Here is an 18429-nt window from a genome sequence, read left to right on the forward strand (position 1 = left end):
GGACGTAATCAATGAACCAGCCGCGCGTAACGTTTCAACCCCGTCCGGCGGGCAACAGCCCGCCGGGTGACACTACCGCTTGCGGCCGAATTTGGGCTTGGGTAGGCGTTCCAGGAAGTCCTGCGCGCGTCCGGTGACCTGTTCCAAGCCCCTGCCGACGGAACGCCCCAATTGTTGCGCGGCGGCGGTCGCCTGGTGCGAGACCTCGCTGTGGCTTGCGTCCTGTTCCACGCCGGCGGGGACAAGAACCAAGGCCGGAGCCGGCGGCACGAAGGCCTCAAGCCATTCCTGCAGCGAGGTGAAGGTGGGAAGTTCGAGTGCGTAGTACCTGCGCTGGCCGTCGGCGCGCATGGAGACCAGGCCGGCCTCGCGCAGCACCTTCAGGTGCTTGGATACCGTCGGCTGGGAAACGCCGAGGGATTCGACAAGTGAACCGACCGAGCGCGACTCGGCGCGCAGGGATTGAAGGAGTTGGCGCCGGGTGGGGTCTGCCAATGCGGAGAAGATATCGTCGTGAGCCACCGGATAACCCTAACCGTATATACGCGCAATGGCATCTTTGCCTATTCCCGCCTAGTCAGTCGAACCAGGGGTCCAGGCCGAAGAGCGGGAAGACTTCCTTGCGGGTGGCCATGATGCTGCGGTCGACCGGGTCCGCGGGGTCGTAGCCGACCTCCCAGGATCGCCACCACAGCTCGGCGTCGTCGCCCATGGTTTCCGGCGTCCAGATTCCGTACCGTTCATGAACGTATTCGCGCCACGGCCGCGGCACGGGGGTGCGCAGCGGGACGGGCTTGCCCGAGGCGATGGCCACCAGGTGGCTCCAGGCCCGTGGCACCACCGAGGTGGTGTTGTAGCCCCCGCCGCCGGTGGCGATCCAGCGCCCGCCGCAGAGCCGTTGGGCAAGCTCGGCAATGTCCAGCGCGTTCTGGCGCTGCCCGTCGATGCTCAGCCGCAGGTTGGACAGGTCGTCGTCCTTGTGCCCGTCGCAACCGTGCTGGGAAACGATGACCTCCGGTCCGAACGCGGCAGCGAGCTGCGGGACCACCGCGTGGAAGGCGCGCAGCCAGGCCGCGTCGCCGGTCAGCGGGGGCATGGCGAGGTTCACCGCGGTGCCGGCCGCGTTGGGCCCGCCGACCTCGTTGGCGTATCCGGTGCCCGGGAACAGCGACATGCCCGTTTCGTGGATGGAGATGGTCATGACCCGGGGGTCGTCCCAGAAGATGGACTGGGTGCCGTCGCCGTGGTGGGCGTCGACGTCGATGTAGAGGACCCTCTGCACGCCGCCCGCCAGCAGCCGCTCGATGGCCAGCGCCGCGTCGTTGTAGATGCAGAACCCGCTGGCCTTGCCGGCCGCCGCGTGATGCATGCCTCCGCCGAAGTTCACGACGTGCAGCGCGCGTTCACCCAGGACGGCCTCCGCCGCGTCGATGGATCCGCCGGCCAGCCGGGCGCTGGCCTCGTGGATGCCCGCATAGGCGGGGTTGTCCTCCGTGCCCAGGCCGCGGGCCTCGTTGGGGACGTCGGGGTTGGTGCTGACCTCGTGCACCGCGGCGATGTAGCCGCGCTCGTGCACCGCCGCCAATTCGTCGTCGGAGGCGACGTGCGGCTCGACGACCGTGACGTTTTCCCTGTCGAAAAGCCCGAGTTCCCTGCACAGCCGCGCGGTCAAATCCAGCCGAAGCGGATGCATGGGGTGGGTTTCGCTGAAGCGATAGGCCATCATCTGCTCGCTCCAGATCACCTGGGTCGGCGGCACGGGTCCGGTTACGTCTAGCACCCCCTTAGGCTACGCGATCGGCATCCGGGCCGGGACCCGGGACACTTCATGTATGCGTCGCATTCGCCCAAGACACCGGCCATCCATGGACGCCCGGTGCCGGCCGCGGAACGGGGACGGCGGCGGGGCATGGGGCGCGGACGCGACCTCATGGTTTATTGTGGGGTGTTGCGGGAAAGATCGCCCGCACCTCGTTTTTTCCGAAGACCGGGAGCCGCGCCACACCATGGGAAACATTCCCTCCTTCGAGTCCGCGGGACGGCAACACGCCGCCGCCCCGGCTCGATGGCGTACGCGCCTGGACCAATGGCGGAGGGCCACCGCCGAGTTCACCGTCCGCTCCCCCGCGCGCCTGGCGCTCTTCACCTTTGCGCTGGTCATCGCGATCTTCACCTCGCTGCTCTCGCTCCCCGCGGCCACCGCCAGCGGCCAGCACACGCCGCTGCACGACGCCCTGTTCACCGCGGTCTCCGCCGTGTGCGTCACCGGGCTCACGGTGGTTTCGACGGCGACCCACTGGTCGTTCTTCGGCCAGCTGGTCATGATCATCGGCGTCTTCGTCGGCGGCTTGGGCATCCTGACCCTCGCCTCGGTGCTTTCCCTGGCCGTCTCCAAGCGCCTCGGCGTGCGCGGCAAGCTCATGGCGCAGAACTCCATGAACACCTCGGCCGCCTCCACGCTGGGCGAGGTCGGTGCGCTGCTGCGCATCGTCATCACCACCTCGGTGGCCATCGAGGTGCTGCTGGCGCTCATGCTGACCCCGCGCTTCCTGATCCTCGGCGAACCCTTCGGCCAGGCGCTCTGGCACGGCATCTTCTACTCGATCTCCGCCTACAACAACGCCGGATTCACCCCGCACTCCGACGGCCTGGTGCCCTACGAGACCGACCTGTGGATCCTGGTCCCGCTGATGCTCGGCGTGTTCCTCGGCTCGCTGGGCTTCCCGGTGGTGATGATCCTGATCGCCCACCGCTTCAACACCAAGAAGTGGACGCTGCACACCAAGCTCACCCTGCTGGTCACCTCGATCCTGTTCGCCGCGGGCTCGCTGCTCTGGGGGCTGGCCGAATGGTCCAACCCCGCCACGATCGGCAGCATGAGCACCGGGGACAAAGTCATCCACTCGGTGTTCGCCTCCGTGATGACGCGATCAGGCGGCTTCAACCTGGTGGACATGAACGAGATGAACCAGGTGACGATGCTGCTCACCGACGCGCTCATGTTCGCAGGCGGCGGCTCCGCCTCCACGGCCGGCGGCATCAAGGTCACCACCATCGCCGTGATGTTCCTGGCGATCTTTGCCGAGGCCCGGGGCGACACCGACGTCCGCGCCTTCGGCCGGCGCATCCCGGAAGGCACCATGCGCGTGGCGATCTCGGTGATCGTGCTCGGCGCGACGCTGGTCTCGCTGGCCACCGCCGCACTGCTGGTCATCAGCGGCACGTCGCTGGAAAGGGCGCTCTTCGAGACGATTTCCGCCTTCGCCACTGTGGGGTTGAGCACCAATCTGTCCGGCGAGCTGCCGCCGAGCGGCAAGTACGTCCTCTCCGCCCTGATGTTTGCCGGACGCATCGGCACCATCACCCTGGCCGCGGCCCTGACGTTGCGCCAGCGAAACCAGCTGTACCACTTCCCCGAAGAGAGGCCGATCATTGGCTGAGAAAAAGTCCGACCACAACGCCCCGGTGCTGGTCATTGGCCTGGGCCGGTTCGGCGCGGCCGTGGCCGAGCAGCTGGTCCGCCAGGGACGCGAAGTGCTGGCCATCGAGCGCAACCAGGAACTGGTCCAGAAGTGGGCCTCGATCCTCACCCACGTGGTGGAGGCCGACGCCACCAACATCGACGCGCTGCGCCAGCTCGGCGCCCAGGACTTCTCCTCCGCGGTGGTCGGCGTCGGCACCTCGATCGAGTCCTCCGTGCTGATCACCGTGAACCTGGTGGACCTGGGCATCGAGCACCTGTGGGTCAAGGCCATCACGCCCTCGCACGGCAAGATCCTCACCCGCATCGGCGCGAACCACGTGATCTACCCGGAGGCCGACGCCGGCGTCCGCGCCGCGCACCTGGTGGGCGGCCGCATGCTCGACTTCATCGAGTTCGACGACGGGTTCGCGATCGTGAAGATGTACCCGCCGAAGGAGACCCAGGGCTTCACGCTCGGCGAGTCCCAGGTGCGTTCCAAGTACGGCGTCACGGTGGTGGGCGTGAAGTCCCCGGGCGAGGACTTCACCTACGCGCAGCCGGACACCAAGGTCACCCGGCGCGACGTGCTGATCGTCTCCGGGCACGTGGACCTGCTCGAACGCTTCGCCGCCCGGCCCTGACCCGGCATTGACGCCGGAAAACCCCGGGCGTACCATCGCCTCACCCGGCCGCCATGCGCCGGGGCGGGCGATCCTGCGGCTGCCCGGCGCGGACGCGTCCGCCGTCGCCATCGGGCGGAAGGCCGGGTTCTGCCATGGGGTTGACCAACGGTTACGGGGTGCTGGTCGGGACGCGCGAGCGCTACTACCGGGATCCCGTCAACGACTACGGGCAGTATTTCCACGCGAACCTCCTGGTCGCCACGCCCTCCGGGACGTTCCACTGCGCCATCGACGTGGACAGCCACCAAGTGCCCAACGGGGTGCAGTGGCGGGTCGTGGCGCTGTGCCCCTCGGCGCTCAAGGGCGTCGACGCGCTGGGCGAGGGCTGGCACCCCCTGGCGTCGGATCCCGAATCCGGGGCGCTGGACGTGATCCGCAACCGGAGGCTGCGGCTGCGGCTCCCGGCCCTGTGTCCCCGGCGGCTTCCGGCGCTCCCGTTTCCCTGGCACCGCATCCCCCTCCCGCCCCGCCTGCCGTTCCTGGAACTTCCATGGAAGTCGGGGGTCAGCACCGACGCGCTGGCGGACCTCGAACCGCTGGTCGCCCGCGCCCGGAAGGTGCTGGTCTTCGGGGAGCCATTCAGCGGAGGCGATCTGGGCGTGCACAACATCCACCAGAACCAGGGCGACCCGGTGGCTTCCCAGTTCGCCGCCGAAAACGGCATCTGGCAGGACGGCGCGACGATCATCCAGCTCGAGAACGGATGCTGGCGGGGATTCTTCAACAAGTTCTCGACCCAGGCGGACAGGACCGACGCCAACGGGCGGCCGCTGCCCTGAAGCCCGCGGGTGCGGCCCCGCGGCCTCAGGGTGCGGTGGAGTGGACCGTGAACGGTTCGTGTTCCAGGGCGCAGGCCCCGGAGACCTTCAGCGCGGCCGTGTTCAGGGGCACGAAGCTGCCGCCCAAGTCCACGTTGTCGCCGGCGTTGTAGGTGGTGTTGCCGATGCACAGGGACGGCACGTCCCCGTCGACGACGGTGGAGCCGGCCGGAACTACCAGCCGGTTCGAGGTCCCCGTTTCGTCGAGGACCTCGAAGCATCCTCCGGGGCCCAGGACAAGCGAGCCCGTCAGCCGGACGGCCGCAGAATTTCCGCGCCCCGCTTCCGTGCTGACTACCCCGGAATACCCGGCCTCGGACGTGGAAACGACGACGCCCGCCTGCTCCTCCGCGGAGCAGCCGGACAGCATGGATGACACCACGAAGGCCAGCGACAGCACGGCACCGGTGAGGGCCAGGGACCGGATCCTGGCGGTGGAGTGGGCCTAGCAGGCGCGGGTCGTTTGCGTCATGCCCACCATCCCAGGCCGAGGCCGCGGGCCCGCGGGAATCAGGCCAGTTCGCTGCTGATCTGCGCGGCGCGCGCGGCGGCCGCCGCGGTGGCGTGCGCCATGATCTGCGGCAGGCCCTCGGCGTCGAAGGTCGCGATGGCGCGTTCGGTGGTGCCGTTGGGGCTGGTCACGGCCCGGCGCATGGCGGCCGGGTCAGCCTGCGGGTCGGCAAGCATCTTGCCCGCGCCGGAGACCGTGGCGCGTGCCAGGTCCATGGCCAGGGCCGGGTCCAGGCCCAGCTCGACGCCGGCCTTGGCCATGGCCTCGACCAGGTAGAACGCGTAGGCCGGGCCGGAGCCGCTGATCGCCGAGACGGCGTTCTGCTGGGACTCGGGAACTACGTGCACGATGCCGGAGCCGGAGAGCAGCTGGACCACCTCGGCCAGCGATTCCTCGGTGACGGTCGGCCCGGCGCTCAGGCCGACGGCGCCCGCACCGACCATGAGCGGGGTGTTGGGCATGGAGCGCACGATCGGCTGCCCCGTGTTCAGGTGGGAGGCCATCATGTCGATGGTGATGGCTGCGGCCACGGAGACCACCACTGCCTGCGGGGAGAGCGAATCCCTGATCTCGTCGCACAGGGCCTGGATGCCCACCGGCTTGACGCCGAGGAACACGATGTCGGCACCGGCCACCGCGTGCTTGTTGGCCTCGGGGTTCTCGGCGGCGATCAGCACGTTCACGCCGGTGTCCGCGCGCAGGGCCTCGGCCCGGGCGTCGGAGCGGACGGTGGCGTTCACGGCCTGCGGGTTGTGGCCGGAGGCGATGATGCCGCGCAGCACCGCCCCGTTCATCGAACCGGTGCCAAGGAAGGCGAGCTTGCGTTCGGTCAGGGCTGCGGAATCAGGCGCAAAAGTCATATGGCCCATTCTGTCACGGGCGCGCGATCTAGATCGAGTGGGTGCCGGCCTCTGCCGGCTTGACGACGGGCGCCAGGTGCCTGCGGGCGAACTCCAGGGTCTCCCCCAGCCATGCCTCGCGCTCCCCCGCGCCGCGGGCCTTGCGGGTGGAGACCTCGACGGCAACAACGCCGTCCCACTGCGAATCGCGCAGGAACTCGATGGCCTCGACGACCGGCTGGGTGCCGAGCCCTGGCACCAGGTGCTCGTCCTTGCCGTTGTCCTTGCCGTCGCACAGGTGCACGTGACTCAGCCTTTGGCCCAGGTCGCGGAAGGCCACCGCGGAGTCCATGTCGGCGATCGCCGAGTGGGAGAAGTCCCAGGTGACGAACTCGTAGGGCTCCGGGACCGGGTTCCAGTGCGGCAGGTACATCTTGGCCTCGCGGCCGCGGGCGCGCCACGGGTACATGTTTTCCACGGCGATCTTCACGCCGTACTGCTCCATGATCCGGCGGATGCCACTGGCGAATTCCGTGGCGTAGGTCCCCTGCCAGCGGAAGGGCGGGTGCGCGACGACCACGTCGCAGCCCACCTCCACGGCCATCGCCGCGGAGGCCTCGATCTTGTTCCAGGCGGTCCCCCACACCTGCTGGGTCAGCAGCAGCGTGGGCGCGTGGATGGCCATGATGGGCTGCTCGTAGCGTTCGGCCAGGCGGTTGAGCTGGGCGGCGTCCTGCGAGATCTGGTTTCCGGTGACCAGCACCTCGATCCCGTCGTAGCCCAGGTCGTGGGAGACGGCGAAGGCATCGTGAACGTTCAGCGGGTAGACCGAGGCGCTCGAGAGGGCAACGGGGATGGGGGCATTGCTGTTGTTGCTGGACTCGACCATGGACCTGGCCCCTTATCTTTGGCTAACGAACGTTGCTGCCCTGGGACATCGAAATCACCGAGGATTTGCCCAGTGCTACCTCTCCGACTCCCACGCTACTACTGAGTGGGGCGCTGGAGTCAAAAAGGACGTGCTCAAAGCGGCGCAGCATCAAACCTTCGCGCAGCGCCCACGGGCAGATGCGCAGGGACTTGACCTTCAGGGCGCTCATGGCCTCGAGGGCGACGATCGCGCCGGCCAGCAGCTGCGGGGCGCGGATCGCCGAAACCCCGGGAAGCTCGGCGCGGTCCTCCCAGTTCATGGCGGTCAGCCGGTTGGTCCAGAGCTTCAGCGAATCGGCACGCAACACGCGCTTGACGTAGGGGCCGTCGGCGCTGGGGGCCGCGCCCGTGATCCGGGCCAGCGACCTGAAGGTCTTCGAGGTGCCGGTGACAAGCGTGGGCTTGCCGAACTGGCGCAGCTCCGCGACGGGATCCGCCAGCGTCTCGCGCACGTGGTTGCGCAGGGCCTTGACCTCCTTGATGGAGGGCGGGTCATGCGGCAGCCACTCGCGGGTCAGCCGGCCGGCGCCCAACGGCACCGAGTGCGCAAGGGTCGGGAACTCGTCCTGGCCCAGGGCCATCTCGAAGGAGCCGCCGCCCATGTCGAGGTTCAGGATGGCGTCCGAGCTCCAGCCGAACCAGCGGCGCACCGCGTAGTACGTCATGCCGGCTTCCTGCTCGCCGGTCAGCTCGGTCAGCCGCACGCCGGTTTCGGCCACGACGCGCTCGAGCACTTCCTCGCCGTTGGCCGACTCGCGGATGGCCGAGGTGCAGAAGGCCAGCAGGTCCTCCGCGTGGTGGTTGGTCGCGAACTGCGCGGCCTCGTGCACGAAGTCCAGCAGCTCGGCCTGCCCGGCCTCGTTGATGGCCCCGTTCTCGTCCAGGAACTGCACCAGCGACAGCGGCCGCTTGTGCGAGGCGAAGGGCACCGGGCGGGCGCCCGGGTACGCGTCAACCAGCAGTAGGTGAACCGTGTTCGACCCGATATCCAGTACGCCCAGCCTCATGGTGTGCCCCTCGCCTTGTGTTCAGCCGCGCCTGAAGGCGCGGCTACTTGCTCGTCTTGGCGGCGGCTGCCTTTTTGGCGGGGGCCTTCTTGGCCGGCGCCTTCTTGGCGGTCGTCGTCGCGGTCTTGCGCTTCACCGGGCCCTTGGCGCGCTTGTCCGCCAGCAGCTCGATGGCGCGCTCGCGGGTCAGCTCCTCAAGGGTGGTGTCGCGCGGGATCGTGATGTTGGTGACGCCATCGGTGATGTAGGCACCGAAGCGTCCCTCCTTGACCACGATCTTCTTCTCGGAGACCGGGTCCAGGCCGAACTCGGCCAGCGGCGGCACCGCGGCGCGGGCGCCACGGACCTTGGGCGTCGAATAGATCTCCAGCGCCTGCTCGAGGGTGATCGTGAAGATCTCCTCTTCGCTGCCGATGGAGCGCGAGTCGCTGCCCTTTTTCAGGTACGGTCCGAAGCGGCCGTTCTGAACGGTGATCTCTTCGCCCTCGGCGTCGGTGCCCAGCACGCGCGGCAGCGAAATCAGCTTGAGCGCGTCCTCGAGGGTGACGGTTTCCACGGTCATCGACTTGAACAGCGAACCGGTGCGCGGCTTGGCCTTGGTCGGCTTCTTCGGCGGCTTCGGCTTGCCGTTCTTGTAGTACTCGACCGGCAGGGCCGCGAGTTCCTCGGCGGTCGGCTCCACGATGACCTCGGTGACGTAGGCGCCGTAGCGCCCGTCCTTGGCCACGATGGTGCGGCCGGTCTCCGGGTCAACGCCGAGCACTCGCTCGGACGGGCCCTGGTTCTCCATGAGCTCGATGGCCTTTTCGGCGGTCAGCTCGTCGGGCGCCAGGTCCTCGGGCACGTTGGCACGCTGAGGCTCGGTACCCTCCGGGGCGTCTGCCGGCAGCGGCTTTTCCAGGTACGGGCCGAACTTGCCCACACGCAGCACGATGCCCGGGGCGATCTCGATGGAGTTGATGGCGCGGGCGTCGATGTCGCCCAGGTTCTCCACGACGGACTGCAGGCCGGGCTCGCCGGATTCCTCCGAGCCGAAGTAGAAGTCCTTCAGCCAGGCGCTGCGGCCGCGCTGGCCGTGGGCGATCTCGTCGAGGTCGTCCTCCAGGCGCGCGGTGAAGTCGTAGTCGACGTACTTGGCGAAGTGCTCCTCCAGGAGGCGCACGACCGAGAACGCGATCCAGCTTGGCACCAGGGCACCGCCGCGCTTGGTCACGTAGCCGCGGTCCATGATGGTGGAGATCGTCGGGGCGAACGTGGACGGGCGGCCGATTTCGCGGGCCTCCAGCTCTGCGACGATCGAGGCTTCGGTGTAGCGCGCCGGCGGGGTGGTCGTGTGACCGATGGCCTCGACGCCGGTTCCGGCCAGCGGGTCGGCGACCTTCAGCTGCGGCAGGCGCGCTTCCTCGGCGGCTTCCGCTGCCTCGGCCTCGCGGGCCGCGTCGCGGCCCTCCTCGTAGGCTGCCATGAAGCCCCGGAAGGTGATCACGGTGCCGGAGGCGGAGAATTCCGCGACCTGGCCCGTGGTTGCCGTGCCGGCCAGCTTGATGGTGGCGGTGAAGCCCTTCGCGTCGGACATCTGGGAGGCGACGGTGCGCTTCCAGATCAGCTCGTACAGGCGGAACTCGTCGGCCGAAAGCTGGGCGCGCACGGTGGCCGGGCGGCGGAAGGAGTCGCCGGCGGGGCGGATGGCCTCGTGGGCCTCCTGCGCGGCGCCGCTCTTGGCCTTGTAGACGCGCGGCTTGTCCGGCACCGATTCGGTTCCGTACAGTTCGGCGGCCTGCTTGCGCGCCGCGTTCACTGCCTCGTTGGAGAGGAACACCGAGTCGGTACGCATGTAGGTGATGTAGCCGTTTTCATACAGGCGCTGGGCAACCTGCATGGTCGACTTGGAGCTCCAACGCAGCTTGCGGGAAGCTTCCTGCTGCAGCGTCGAGGTGGTGAAGGGGGCGGCCGGGCGGCGGGTGTACGGCTTCTCGTCGACGTTCGTGACGGCGAAGTCGACGTCTGCGAGGCCGGCGGCAAGCGCGGAGGCCTTGGCCTCGTCAAGGTGCGCGACGGCACCGGACTTGGGGGTCTTCAATTCGCCGCGATCGGAGAAATCGCGACCTGTCGCCACGCGGGCGCCGTCGACGGAAGAGAGCTTCGCGCCGAAGGTCTCGCCGTTGGCCGTCGAGAAGGTACCGGTCAGGTCCCAGTAGGAGGCGCTGCGGAAGGCCATGCGTTCGCGTTCGCGCTCGACGACCAGGCGGGTTGCCACGGACTGCACGCGGCCGGCGGACAGGCCGCGGGCCACCTTGCGCCAAAGCACCGGGGAAATCTCGTAGCCGTAGAGGCGGTCGAGCACACGGCGGGTTTCCTGGGCATCGACGAGGTCGGTGTCCAGTTCCCGGATGTTCTCCATGGCACGGTTGATGCCCTCTTGGGTGATTTCGGTGAAGGCCATGCGGTAGACCGGGACCTTGGGCTTGAGCACCTGGAGGAGGTGCCACGCGATGGCTTCGCCTTCGCGGTCCGCATCGGTTGCGAGATAGAGGGCGTCGGCGTCTTTAAGCTTGGCCTTCAGCTCGGCGACACGCTTCTTCTTGTCCGGGTAGACCACGTAGTACGGCTCAAAGTCGTTGTCGATGTCGACAGCGAACTTGCCCAGCGAAGTCTTTTTCAGTTCCGCCGGCAGCTCCGAAGGCTGCGGCAAATCCCGGATGTGTCCCACCGAGGCGTCGACTTCAAAGCCCTCACCCAAATACTTGGCGATGGACTTGCTTTTTGCCGGGGACTCCACGATAACGAGTTTTTTTCCGGTCTTTTCTTTGGCCTTGGCGGGCACAGTACTCCTATTAGCAACCAGTGGTGCACCAAAGTGGGCGCACAGCACATTCCCTGCTCTAGGTTAGCCGCATTCTGGCAAACCTAGGCAAGTGCCCGCCGGAAAGCGAGTGCGTTTCCGGTCGGTGCGGGCCCTGCGGCGGGTTATTCTTCCCGGATTTCCGGCAGGAAGGAAAGCATGTAGTAGAGGCGCTCCCCGTCGACCCCGCGTTCCTCGGGTTCGGCCTTCGCCTCGTATTCATAGAGCAGGTCATAGACCCGTGCGATGAATTCCTTGCGGTGCTTCTCCGACAGGAAGACCATGCCGGTGGTGAGCATCGGGGCGCGGTCCGGATCCGGCACGATGCCCGCGATGCGTTCTTTGTCACGGCGGGTGATCTCCGCCGAGAGCCGGTCCCTGAACGCGTTGAGTTGCACGTTCAGGTAGGCGTTCTTGGCCGAGGCCGAGTCGGCAAGCGATCCGAGCACCAGCTCGTCGCCGGCCGCCTTCCAGCGGCGCTCGCGTCCGTCGCCCTCGTTGGCGGCCCGGATGACGTAGCCGTATTTCTCCAAGGCACGCAGGTGGTAGCTCATGGCGCTGGGCGTGAGGTTGCAGCGCGAGGCAAGCTCGGTGGCGGTTCGCGTCGACTGTGACGCGAAAAGCTCCTCAAGTACGGTAAGCCGCGCTTCATGAGCGAGTGCACGAATGGCTTGGGGGTCGCTAATCGTCACCGTTTTGGCGGGCATGTGGGTGAGCGACGCGATTTTTGCCGCGTCGTTCCCGGAGGTGTTCTGGCTCATGTGAAAAAACTTTAGCGGTTGTTTCGCATCTCCAACAGAAAGCCCCGCTTAATAAGTCGTATTACCCCTTCATTAAGTCGCGCGGTAAATTCCGGGTCCCCGTCGCCGAGCAGCGAATCAAGCGCCCCGACCAGGGCCGAGACGCTCAAATCACCGTCGCAGGCCGAGACGAACCCGGCCAGGGCGGTGTCCATGAGTTCGGTGCGGCGCAGGCCCGCTCCCTGCCGAAGGAGGATCACCCCCGGGTGTTCTGCACCCGGGCGCTGGTGGCGCTCCTCGGTGACGTCCTCGGCAACGAGCAGGTGCTCATCCCCCAGGGTTTCGAGGTCCAGGGCGTCGGCGGTTTCGATGGCGCGGCCCAGGTAAGGGCCAATGGGTTGTTCGATCGGGTAGGTGATTTCCTCGAACAGCCGGCCCACCGGCTGCTTCGACACATCGGCCGGGCGGCGCAGCCACACCATGCCGAAGCCGATGGCGGCGACGTGGCGGGAGGCGAAATCCTCAAGGTACGCGCCGTACTGTTCCGCGAAGGCCCGTTGGTCACGGGACTGCGAGGCATCGCGCAGCCAGGTTTCGGCATACTGCGTGGGGCTGACCGATTCGCGCTGGATGAACCAGGCCTCGGTGTTCTCCGGGAGCCAGGAGCGTGGCCCGGCGCTCCATTCGAGCCCGACCTCGGCATCTGCAGGCTCCGTGATTTCCCAGTTTGCAAGCATCTGCGCGGTTCCGCCGGGGGCCAGGATGCCGGGCAGGTCCCGCACCAGCGTTGCCACCAGGGTGTCGCCGGGCATTCCGCCGTCGCGGTAGGTGAAGCGGTCGTCCGCGTTCTCGCCGGCCCGGCGCGGGGTGATGACAAACGGGGGGTTTGAAACGACCAGGTCGAACGTCTCCCCCGCCACCGGTTCCAGCAGGCTGCCCAGGCGCAGCTGCACCCGGTCCTCGAGGTTCGCCGGATCGATCTCCAGCGCCCGGTGGTTGAGCAGCAGGTTGAAGCGGGTGAAGCCCAGGGCGCGTTCGGAGATGTCGGTGGCGACGACACGGCGCACGTGCGAGAGCAGGTGGAAGACCTGGATCCCGCAACCGGTTCCCAGGTCCAGCGCGGTGTCCACCCGCGGGCGGATGGTGGTTTGGGCCAGCGTCAGCGACGCCTGCCCGATGCCCAGCACGTGGTCGTGGCGCAGCACGCCGGGGCGCTGGTGTGCGCCGAGGTCGCTGGCCACCCAGATCTCCGCGTCCGCGTCGGAGGCGTGCGGGCGCAAGTCCACGCGTGCATGCCATCTTCCGATGGCTCCCGGAGCGGCCTCGAGCAGCCCCAGCTCAACCAGGCCGGCCAGGCCAAGCGACGGGAAGGCCTCGGCGATGTCGGCTTCGGCGGCCTCGCTGCCCAGCATGAACAGTCCGAGCATGGTGCCCAGGACCGTTGGCCGCTGCAGCGAACCGATCAGGCGCAATGCCGGGATCAGCTGGTCCCTCATGAGTGCTTCGTGGGCCACCTCGCCCAGGAACTCGATGATTGCCTCGTGGGCGAACTGCCCGCGCTCCAGGTCGTGGGCGAATGCCGCCAGGAGTTGCAGGTCGTCGCTGCGCGGGGCGTCGGGAACGTGGGCGTAGTTTGCGGTGGAAGTCACGCCCACAAGTCTATCCAGCCGGGAAAGGCCAGATGGAAAGAACCTAAAATGGATTCCATGATTGAGGTCACCACCACGCATTTGCAGCAGCTCTCCGCTTCGGCGCTGGTTCCGTCCTCGCGCCCGTTGCCGGCCCACGCCCGGATCGAATTGGCGCGGGAGATCACCCCGGAGTTCAGCAAGTTCCTCTACCAGGGGGTGGGCAGCGAATGGAACTGGGCGGACCGGCTCACGCTGACCCGCAGCCAGTGGGATGCGTTGTTGCGCACGCCGGGGGCCGAGACCCACGTGCTCTATGTCAACGGTGCGCCCGGCGGCTACGTGGAGCTGCTGGCCCGTCCCGCCGGCGCGGGCACCGAGGTTGAAATCATGTACTTCGGCCTTTTCCCGCAGTGCATCGGCCAGGGGCTGGGCGGGGCATTGCTCACCGAGGGCATCGCCCGCGCGTGGGATCTCGATACCCGTTGTGAAGGTTTCGCACCGGTGACACGCGTCTGGGTGCACACGTGTTCCCTTGACGGCCCCGCCGCGATCGCCAACTACGAGGCGCGCGGCCTCAGCGCGTTCCACACAGAGACCGAAAAACTGGTTCCGGGCGACGGAACCGCGGGGATGTGGCCGGCGGGCTAACCGCCAATAGGTCGACGGCCGATACCCACCTAATTATTAGCAAAATGCTTATATTCAGGTAGGTATTAGTCGTATGCTCGTCCCATGAGATCGATTGATGTCGTCTTCCCGGTCATCATGGACATCGTGGACTCGAGAAAGCTCGCGGACCGAGAGTCGGCCCAGGCCGCCATCGAGTCCGTCTGTGCGGTGGTCGAACGGCAGCTGCCCGCTCTCCAACCATGGCAGGCCACCGTCGGCGACGAGTTCCAGGCGGTCTATCCAACGCTGCACGAGGCCTTGTGCGCGACAACCCTGCTGCGGCTGAGCCTGCCCGCGGACATCGACTGCCGATTCGGCATCGGCCGTGGATCCATCCAGCCGGTCTCTTCGATTTCCGCCGCTCGCATCCAGGACGGATCCGGATGGTGGGCGGCCCGGGCTGCCATCGATGAAGCAAGGCAGCGCGAAAAGGCAAGGAACCCCACGCTGCGTTCCTGGTTCCAGAGCTCCGGTGCAGGTGACGAACAAACTGCCGTCACCAACGCGTACCTGCTGACCCGCGACCAGCTGATCTCCTCGCTGAACCCCAAAACCCGCCGCTACGCTTCCGGGCTGCTCCTGGGCCAGACCCAGAGCTCCATCGCCCGCGCGGAGGGTGTCACCCAGTCCGCGGTTTCCCAGGCGCTGAAAAACTCGGGTGCCGGCACGCTGATCGCAGCCATGGAACTGCTCGACACGGCTCCGGAGCCCCGCACCCGGGTGCAGCGATGATCTCCGCGGCACTCCTGCTGGCCATGGTCGGCATCGCGGACCTGACCAGGTCACTGGTGCGCGACTGGTACACGGGCGAAGACGCCGGCACGCCCTTGCTGTCCTGCCGGGTCTTGGACGTACGCGGCAAACGAACGATGGTCCTGGTGATTGGTGCCTTCTGGGCGATCATGTTGGGCGCTTCCATGTGGTTGCTGGGCCTGGAATGGTGGTGGGCCCTCGCCGCCACGATCCTGGCCGCGGGCTGGCTGGCCACCACCACCAGCCGCGAGGACGCGGCCGCCCCGCTGCGCCTTTGGCCTGCGCTTGGGCTGCTGCTGGGGACCCTCGCCTTCGCCGTCCTTGACACCACGGATCCGGCCGCCGGCACCCCCGCCGCCGCCTGGCACGGCACGGTGGCACCGGAGTGGATCCGCGAGATTCCGCTGTCGACCATCCTCGTCACCATCGGCGTGGGGCTGTTCCTCATCGAGAGCTCGAACATCGTGGTGCGCAGCGCCCTGCGTCCGGGCAGCATCCGCCGGCGGGGAGTCCGGGGCGAGGCCCCCGTGCCGTTGCCGGACCTTCGCGGCGGCAGGCTCATCGGCCCGCTGGAGCGGCTCGGTCTGCTCACCTTGACGCTTGCAGGCATGTTCACCATTGTCGCGGCGCTGATCGCGGCCAAGGGAATCGTTCGCTTCCCCGAAATCTCCAACGACGGGGCCACCGGCTCGAAGGCGGAATACTTCCTGGTGGGCAGCCTGTTCAGCTGGGGCTTGTCCCTGCTGGGGGTCGGACTCATCCGCATCTCCGGCTAGCCCCGCACAGTGCTTTCGGGCCGGTGCCCCACACACGAACAAGCGGTGTCGCCCCGACATCGTCGGGGCGACACCGCTTGTCGCGGGAGGGAACCGGGGGACTCAGCCACTCATCGGCGGCATCGTCACGTCCGTGTCGTCGCTCGCCGGTGAAACCAAGTTCTCGGAACCGCCTATGAGAGCGTGATCCAAACGGTCTTGGTCTCCGTCACGGAGTCCAGCTGTTCCGGTCCCAGGTCCCGGCCGAAGCCCGAGTTCTTGAACCCGCCGAAGGGCATCGCCGGGTCGATGGAACTCTGCGCGTTGACGTAGACGGAGCCGGCCTTGAGCACCTTTGACAGGCGGTGCACACGGTTCAGGTTCTGCGAGTAGATAGTTGCGGCCAGGCCGTACTGGTTGTCGTTTGCCAGTTCGACGGCCTGCTCCTCGGTGGTGAATCGCTGTGCCACCAGCACCGGGCCAAAGATCTCTTCCTGCACGATTGTCATCTGGTTGTTGCAGTCGCCGAAGATGGTCGGCTCAATGAAGTAGCCGGTTCTGTCCAGCCGCTTGCCGCCGCACAGGAGCGTGGCGCCCTCGTCGATTCCGGTTTGGATGTAGCCCATCACGGAGTTGCACTGGCTTTCGGAGACGACCGGGCCGATGGTGCTTTCCGGATCGAGTCCCGGGCCAATGACCCAGCTCTTGGCGTTCTCGACCAGCTTTCCCATGAACTCGTCGTAGATTGCGTCCTCCACGTACAGGCGGGATCCTGCGTCGCAGATCTGTCCCGCGTTGAAGAAGATGCCCAGGGCGACCTCTTCAACGGCCTTGTCCAGGTCCGAATCGGCGAAGACCAGGACCGGGGACTTGCCGCCGAGCTCGAGGGTCATCCGGGTCATGTTTTCAAGCGCCGCATGGCCCACCGACTTGCCCGTGGGCGTTGAACCGGTGAAAGTGACCTTGTCGATTCCCTTGTGCCCGGCCAGGGCCGCGCCGACAGTGGATCCCTTGCCGGTCAGGATGTTGATGACGCCACCTGGAATGCCGGCCTCGCTGGCCAGCTCGGCAAAGCGAAGGGTCGTCAGCGAGGTGATTTCCGGCGGCTTGACCACGGTGGTGCATCCTGCGGCCAGGGCGGCGCCCAGCTTCCAGGCCAGGGTCTGCAGCGGGAAGTTCCACGGGACGATGACACCCACAACACCCACCGGTTCCTTGCGGGTGTAGGTGACGTAGTCCCCGGGAAGACCCGCGGCTTCGCCGCTGCGGCCGGAGATCTTTGACGCCCAGCCGGCAAAGTAGCGGTACGTGTCGATGGTGCCCTGGATGTCCATCTCGGCCTCGGCCAACGGCTTGCCCACGTCGATGGATTCAAGCACCGACAGTTCAGCGGTGTTGGCCTCGATCAAGTCGGCAAGCTTGTGCAGCAGGCTCTCGCGTTCCAGCGGGGTGAACCGGCTCCAGGAGCCGCCGTCGAATTCGCGGCGGGCGGCCGCAACGGCCTTGTCCAGGTCGGCCACGGTGGCGCTGGCAATGTTGGAGATCGTTTGGGTGGTCGATGGTTCGGTGACGGGCACCGTGGCGCCGTCGGAGGAATCCACCCAGTCTCCGTCGATAAACAGTTTGTGTGACCTTGCCAGGAAGCTGCGTACCGAGGCCGGAACCTGGTAGGTGTCAAAGTAGGTTTCAGCGATGTCGATGCTCATCTGAAGTCCCTCTCGGTGTTGTGTTGGAAAAGATGGTGCCTGTGCGGCGTCTTGTATTTGAAGGGCCTAAAACTGGACCACGAGGCGGCCGTCGGCATCCCCCGCATCCAAGCGGCGGAATGCCTCGTTGATGTTGCCGAATTCCATCGTTTCGACGTTCGAGTGCACCAGGCCGTCCTTGGCCAGCTGCATGACCTGGTCGCGTTCCAGTCGGGTGCCGTCGGCGCTGCCGATGATGGTGATGCCCAGGTCGATCAGTTCCGCTGCCTTGAACGTGAACGGGTTGTTCGGCAGTGCAACCTGGATGAATCGGGCGGTCGGGGCTGCCAGGGTGAACATGTTCCGGAACACCTGCGGCGAGGGCGCGAAGCTCAGGAGGGCATCGGCGCCACCCAGTTCGTGGATCGCCTTTTCGGCTTCCTCGCCCGGTGCGTAGGCGGCGTGGGCACCCAGGCGCTTTGCGGTTTCCAGCTTCTTGGGGTCCAGGTCGATGCCGACGACCTTGGCGCCGAAGAGCTTGGCGAACTGGATCGCGTATTGCCCCAGGCCCCCGAGGCCGAAGACGACCACGACGGAGCCGGGCTCGATGTTGGCCTTGCGCACCGCGCTGAAGGCGGTGACGCCGGCGCAGAGCAGCGGGCAGGCTTCCTCGGAAGAGAGCTCTCCGGGGATGTGGGTGACCCAGTCGGCGGGGGCAACGATGTACTGGGCAAAGCACCCGTCGACGTGGACGCCCGTGGCCTGGCTGTTCTGGCAGTAGGTCTCCAGGCCCTTGCGGCATTCGCGGCAGTTGCCGCAGGCGGAGTAGACGAAGCCGACGCCGACCCGTTCTCCCGCAGTCAGCTCCACCCCGTCGCCGACGGCAACGATCGAGCCGACGCCTTCATGGCCCAGGATCGCCGGCTTCGGGCGCGGAAGCTCGTCCTCGCCCTTCCAGAAGTGCACGTCCGTGTGGCAGACTCCGCAGCTTTCCATCTTGATTAGGACCTCGCCCTTGCCCGGCTGCGGAATGGCGCTCTCGCGGATTTCCAGGGGGCTGTTGTCTTCGGTGAAGTAGGCGGCCAGCATGGTTTCAGTCATCG

17 protein-coding genes are annotated in these 18429 nt (G+C 67.1%); 6 read left to right on the top strand and 11 right to left on the bottom strand.

Features of this window, described 5'->3' with window-relative positions; genetic code table 11:
• Positions 1 to 72 precede the first annotated feature (72 nt).
• Together ACFY5D_RS07140 and ACFY5D_RS07145 are read right to left on the bottom strand one after the other, a co-directional pair.
• Entirely contained in the window at positions 73 to 522 is a 450-nt protein-coding gene (locus ACFY5D_RS07140) for an ArsR/SmtB family transcription factor (protein ID WP_387526955.1), read from the bottom strand.
• Positions 523 to 577: 55 nt separating this feature from the next.
• Positions 578 to 1726, bottom strand: a complete 1149-nt coding sequence (locus ACFY5D_RS07145) for an acetoin utilization protein AcuC (RefSeq protein ID WP_387527613.1) — start codon at positions 1724 to 1726, stop codon at positions 578 to 580.
• A 280-nt stretch (positions 1727 to 2006) separates the two neighbouring features.
• On the opposite strand from ACFY5D_RS07145, the gene ACFY5D_RS07150 reads away from it, so the two are divergent.
• From ACFY5D_RS07150 to ACFY5D_RS07160, 3 genes are all read left to right on the top strand, one after another.
• Positions 2007 to 3440, top strand: a complete 1434-nt coding sequence (locus ACFY5D_RS07150) for a TrkH family potassium uptake protein (RefSeq protein ID WP_387526958.1) — start codon at positions 2007 to 2009, stop codon at positions 3438 to 3440.
• A 25-nt stretch (positions 3441 to 3465) separates the two neighbouring features.
• Positions 3466 to 4104: a potassium channel family protein gene (locus ACFY5D_RS07155; RefSeq protein WP_387527616.1), complete on the top strand. Its 639-nt coding sequence runs from the start codon at positions 3466 to 3468 to the stop codon at positions 4102 to 4104.
• A 134-nt stretch (positions 4105 to 4238) separates the two neighbouring features.
• Positions 4239 to 4925: a DUF2278 family protein gene (locus ACFY5D_RS07160; protein WP_387526961.1), complete on the top strand. Its 687-nt coding sequence runs from the start codon at positions 4239 to 4241 to the stop codon at positions 4923 to 4925.
• 25 nt (positions 4926 to 4950) lie between these two features.
• Here ACFY5D_RS07160 and ACFY5D_RS07165 read toward each other — a convergent pair whose 3' ends face one another.
• From ACFY5D_RS07165 to ACFY5D_RS07195, 7 genes are all read right to left on the bottom strand, one after another.
• Positions 4951 to 5364 (bottom strand): hypothetical protein, encoded by a 414-nt coding sequence (locus tag ACFY5D_RS07165; protein WP_387526964.1) that lies wholly within the window; start codon positions 5362 to 5364, stop codon positions 4951 to 4953.
• Between the two features lie 110 nt (positions 5365 to 5474).
• Entirely contained in the window at positions 5475 to 6344 is an 870-nt protein-coding gene (gene proC, locus ACFY5D_RS07170; RefSeq protein ID WP_387526967.1) for a pyrroline-5-carboxylate reductase, read from the bottom strand.
• A gap of 19 nt (positions 6345 to 6363) precedes the next feature.
• Positions 6364 to 7203 carry a sugar phosphate isomerase/epimerase family protein gene (locus tag ACFY5D_RS07175; protein ID WP_387526970.1) on the bottom strand — a complete coding sequence of 280 codons (840 nt, stop codon included), beginning with the start codon at positions 7201 to 7203 and terminating at the stop codon, positions 6364 to 6366.
• 22 nt (positions 7204 to 7225) lie between these two features.
• The gene (locus ACFY5D_RS07180; RefSeq protein WP_387526973.1) at positions 7226 to 8251 is read right to left on the bottom strand and encodes a Ppx/GppA family phosphatase; all 1026 of its coding nucleotides are present in this window, start codon (positions 8249 to 8251) and stop codon (positions 7226 to 7228) included.
• A 43-nt stretch (positions 8252 to 8294) separates the two neighbouring features.
• Positions 8295 to 11075 carry a type I DNA topoisomerase gene (gene topA, locus ACFY5D_RS07185; RefSeq protein ID WP_387526976.1) on the bottom strand — a complete coding sequence of 927 codons (2781 nt, stop codon included), beginning with the start codon at positions 11073 to 11075 and terminating at the stop codon, positions 8295 to 8297.
• 143 nt (positions 11076 to 11218) lie between these two features.
• Positions 11219 to 11854: an ArsR/SmtB family transcription factor gene (locus ACFY5D_RS07190; protein WP_387526979.1), complete on the bottom strand. Its 636-nt coding sequence runs from the start codon at positions 11852 to 11854 to the stop codon at positions 11219 to 11221.
• A gap of 11 nt (positions 11855 to 11865) precedes the next feature.
• Complete coding sequence (locus ACFY5D_RS07195) at positions 11866 to 13482, bottom strand: methyltransferase (RefSeq protein ID WP_387526982.1); 1617 nt, start codon at positions 13480 to 13482, stop codon at positions 11866 to 11868.
• 57 nt (positions 13483 to 13539) lie between these two features.
• Between ACFY5D_RS07195 and ACFY5D_RS07200 the strand changes: the two genes are divergently transcribed.
• The 3 genes from ACFY5D_RS07200 to ACFY5D_RS07210 all read left to right on the top strand — a co-directional run bounded on the left by ACFY5D_RS07200 (position 13540) and on the right by ACFY5D_RS07210 (position 15662).
• Complete coding sequence (locus tag ACFY5D_RS07200) at positions 13540 to 14112, top strand: GNAT family N-acetyltransferase (protein ID WP_387526985.1); 573 nt, start codon at positions 13540 to 13542, stop codon at positions 14110 to 14112.
• A gap of 84 nt (positions 14113 to 14196) precedes the next feature.
• Positions 14197 to 14865 (top strand): SatD family protein, encoded by a 669-nt coding sequence (locus tag ACFY5D_RS07205; RefSeq protein WP_387526987.1) that lies wholly within the window; start codon positions 14197 to 14199, stop codon positions 14863 to 14865.
• Positions 14862 to 15662 (top strand): hypothetical protein, encoded by an 801-nt coding sequence (locus tag ACFY5D_RS07210; RefSeq protein WP_387526990.1) that lies wholly within the window; start codon positions 14862 to 14864, stop codon positions 15660 to 15662. The genes ACFY5D_RS07205 and ACFY5D_RS07210 overlap by 4 nt, the downstream gene beginning before the upstream one ends.
• Before the next feature lie 173 nt (positions 15663 to 15835).
• Here ACFY5D_RS07210 and ACFY5D_RS07215 read toward each other — a convergent pair whose 3' ends face one another.
• Positions 15836 to 17347: an aldehyde dehydrogenase family protein gene (locus ACFY5D_RS07215; protein ID WP_387526992.1), complete on the bottom strand. Its 1512-nt coding sequence runs from the start codon at positions 17345 to 17347 to the stop codon at positions 15836 to 15838.
• Between the two features lie 66 nt (positions 17348 to 17413).
• Positions 17414 to 18427 (bottom strand): alcohol dehydrogenase catalytic domain-containing protein, encoded by a 1014-nt coding sequence (locus ACFY5D_RS07220; RefSeq protein WP_387526995.1) that lies wholly within the window; start codon positions 18425 to 18427, stop codon positions 17414 to 17416.
• Positions 18428 to 18429 lie beyond the last annotated feature (2 nt).

The organism is Paeniglutamicibacter sp. NPDC012692, from assembly GCF_042901625.1.
Lineage (GTDB): Bacteria > Actinomycetota > Actinomycetes > Actinomycetales > Micrococcaceae > Paeniglutamicibacter.

Coding starts and splice junctions, on each gene's coding strand:
- ACFY5D_RS07220 (WP_387526995.1), bottom strand. CDS start 18,427: ATGACTGAAACCATGCTGGCCGCCTACTTCACCGAAGACAACAGCCCC.
- ACFY5D_RS07145 (WP_387527613.1), bottom strand. CDS start 1,726: ATGATGGCCTATCGCTTCAGCGAAACCCACCCCATGCATCCGCTTCGG.
- ACFY5D_RS07160 (WP_387526961.1), top strand. CDS start 4,239: ATGGGGTTGACCAACGGTTACGGGGTGCTGGTCGGGACGCGCGAGCGC.
- ACFY5D_RS07150 (WP_387526958.1), top strand. CDS start 2,007: ATGGGAAACATTCCCTCCTTCGAGTCCGCGGGACGGCAACACGCCGCC.
- ACFY5D_RS07205 (WP_387526987.1), top strand. CDS start 14,197: ATGAGATCGATTGATGTCGTCTTCCCGGTCATCATGGACATCGTGGAC.
- ACFY5D_RS07210 (WP_387526990.1), top strand. CDS start 14,862: ATGATCTCCGCGGCACTCCTGCTGGCCATGGTCGGCATCGCGGACCTG.
- ACFY5D_RS07200 (WP_387526985.1), top strand. CDS start 13,540: ATGATTGAGGTCACCACCACGCATTTGCAGCAGCTCTCCGCTTCGGCG.
- proC (WP_387526967.1), bottom strand. CDS start 6,344: ATGGGCCATATGACTTTTGCGCCTGATTCCGCAGCCCTGACCGAACGC.
- ACFY5D_RS07215 (WP_387526992.1), bottom strand. CDS start 17,347: ATGAGCATCGACATCGCTGAAACCTACTTTGACACCTACCAGGTTCCG.
- ACFY5D_RS07175 (WP_387526970.1), bottom strand. CDS start 7,203: ATGGTCGAGTCCAGCAACAACAGCAATGCCCCCATCCCCGTTGCCCTC.
- ACFY5D_RS07180 (WP_387526973.1), bottom strand. CDS start 8,251: ATGAGGCTGGGCGTACTGGATATCGGGTCGAACACGGTTCACCTACTG.
- ACFY5D_RS07190 (WP_387526979.1), bottom strand. CDS start 11,854: ATGAGCCAGAACACCTCCGGGAACGACGCGGCAAAAATCGCGTCGCTC.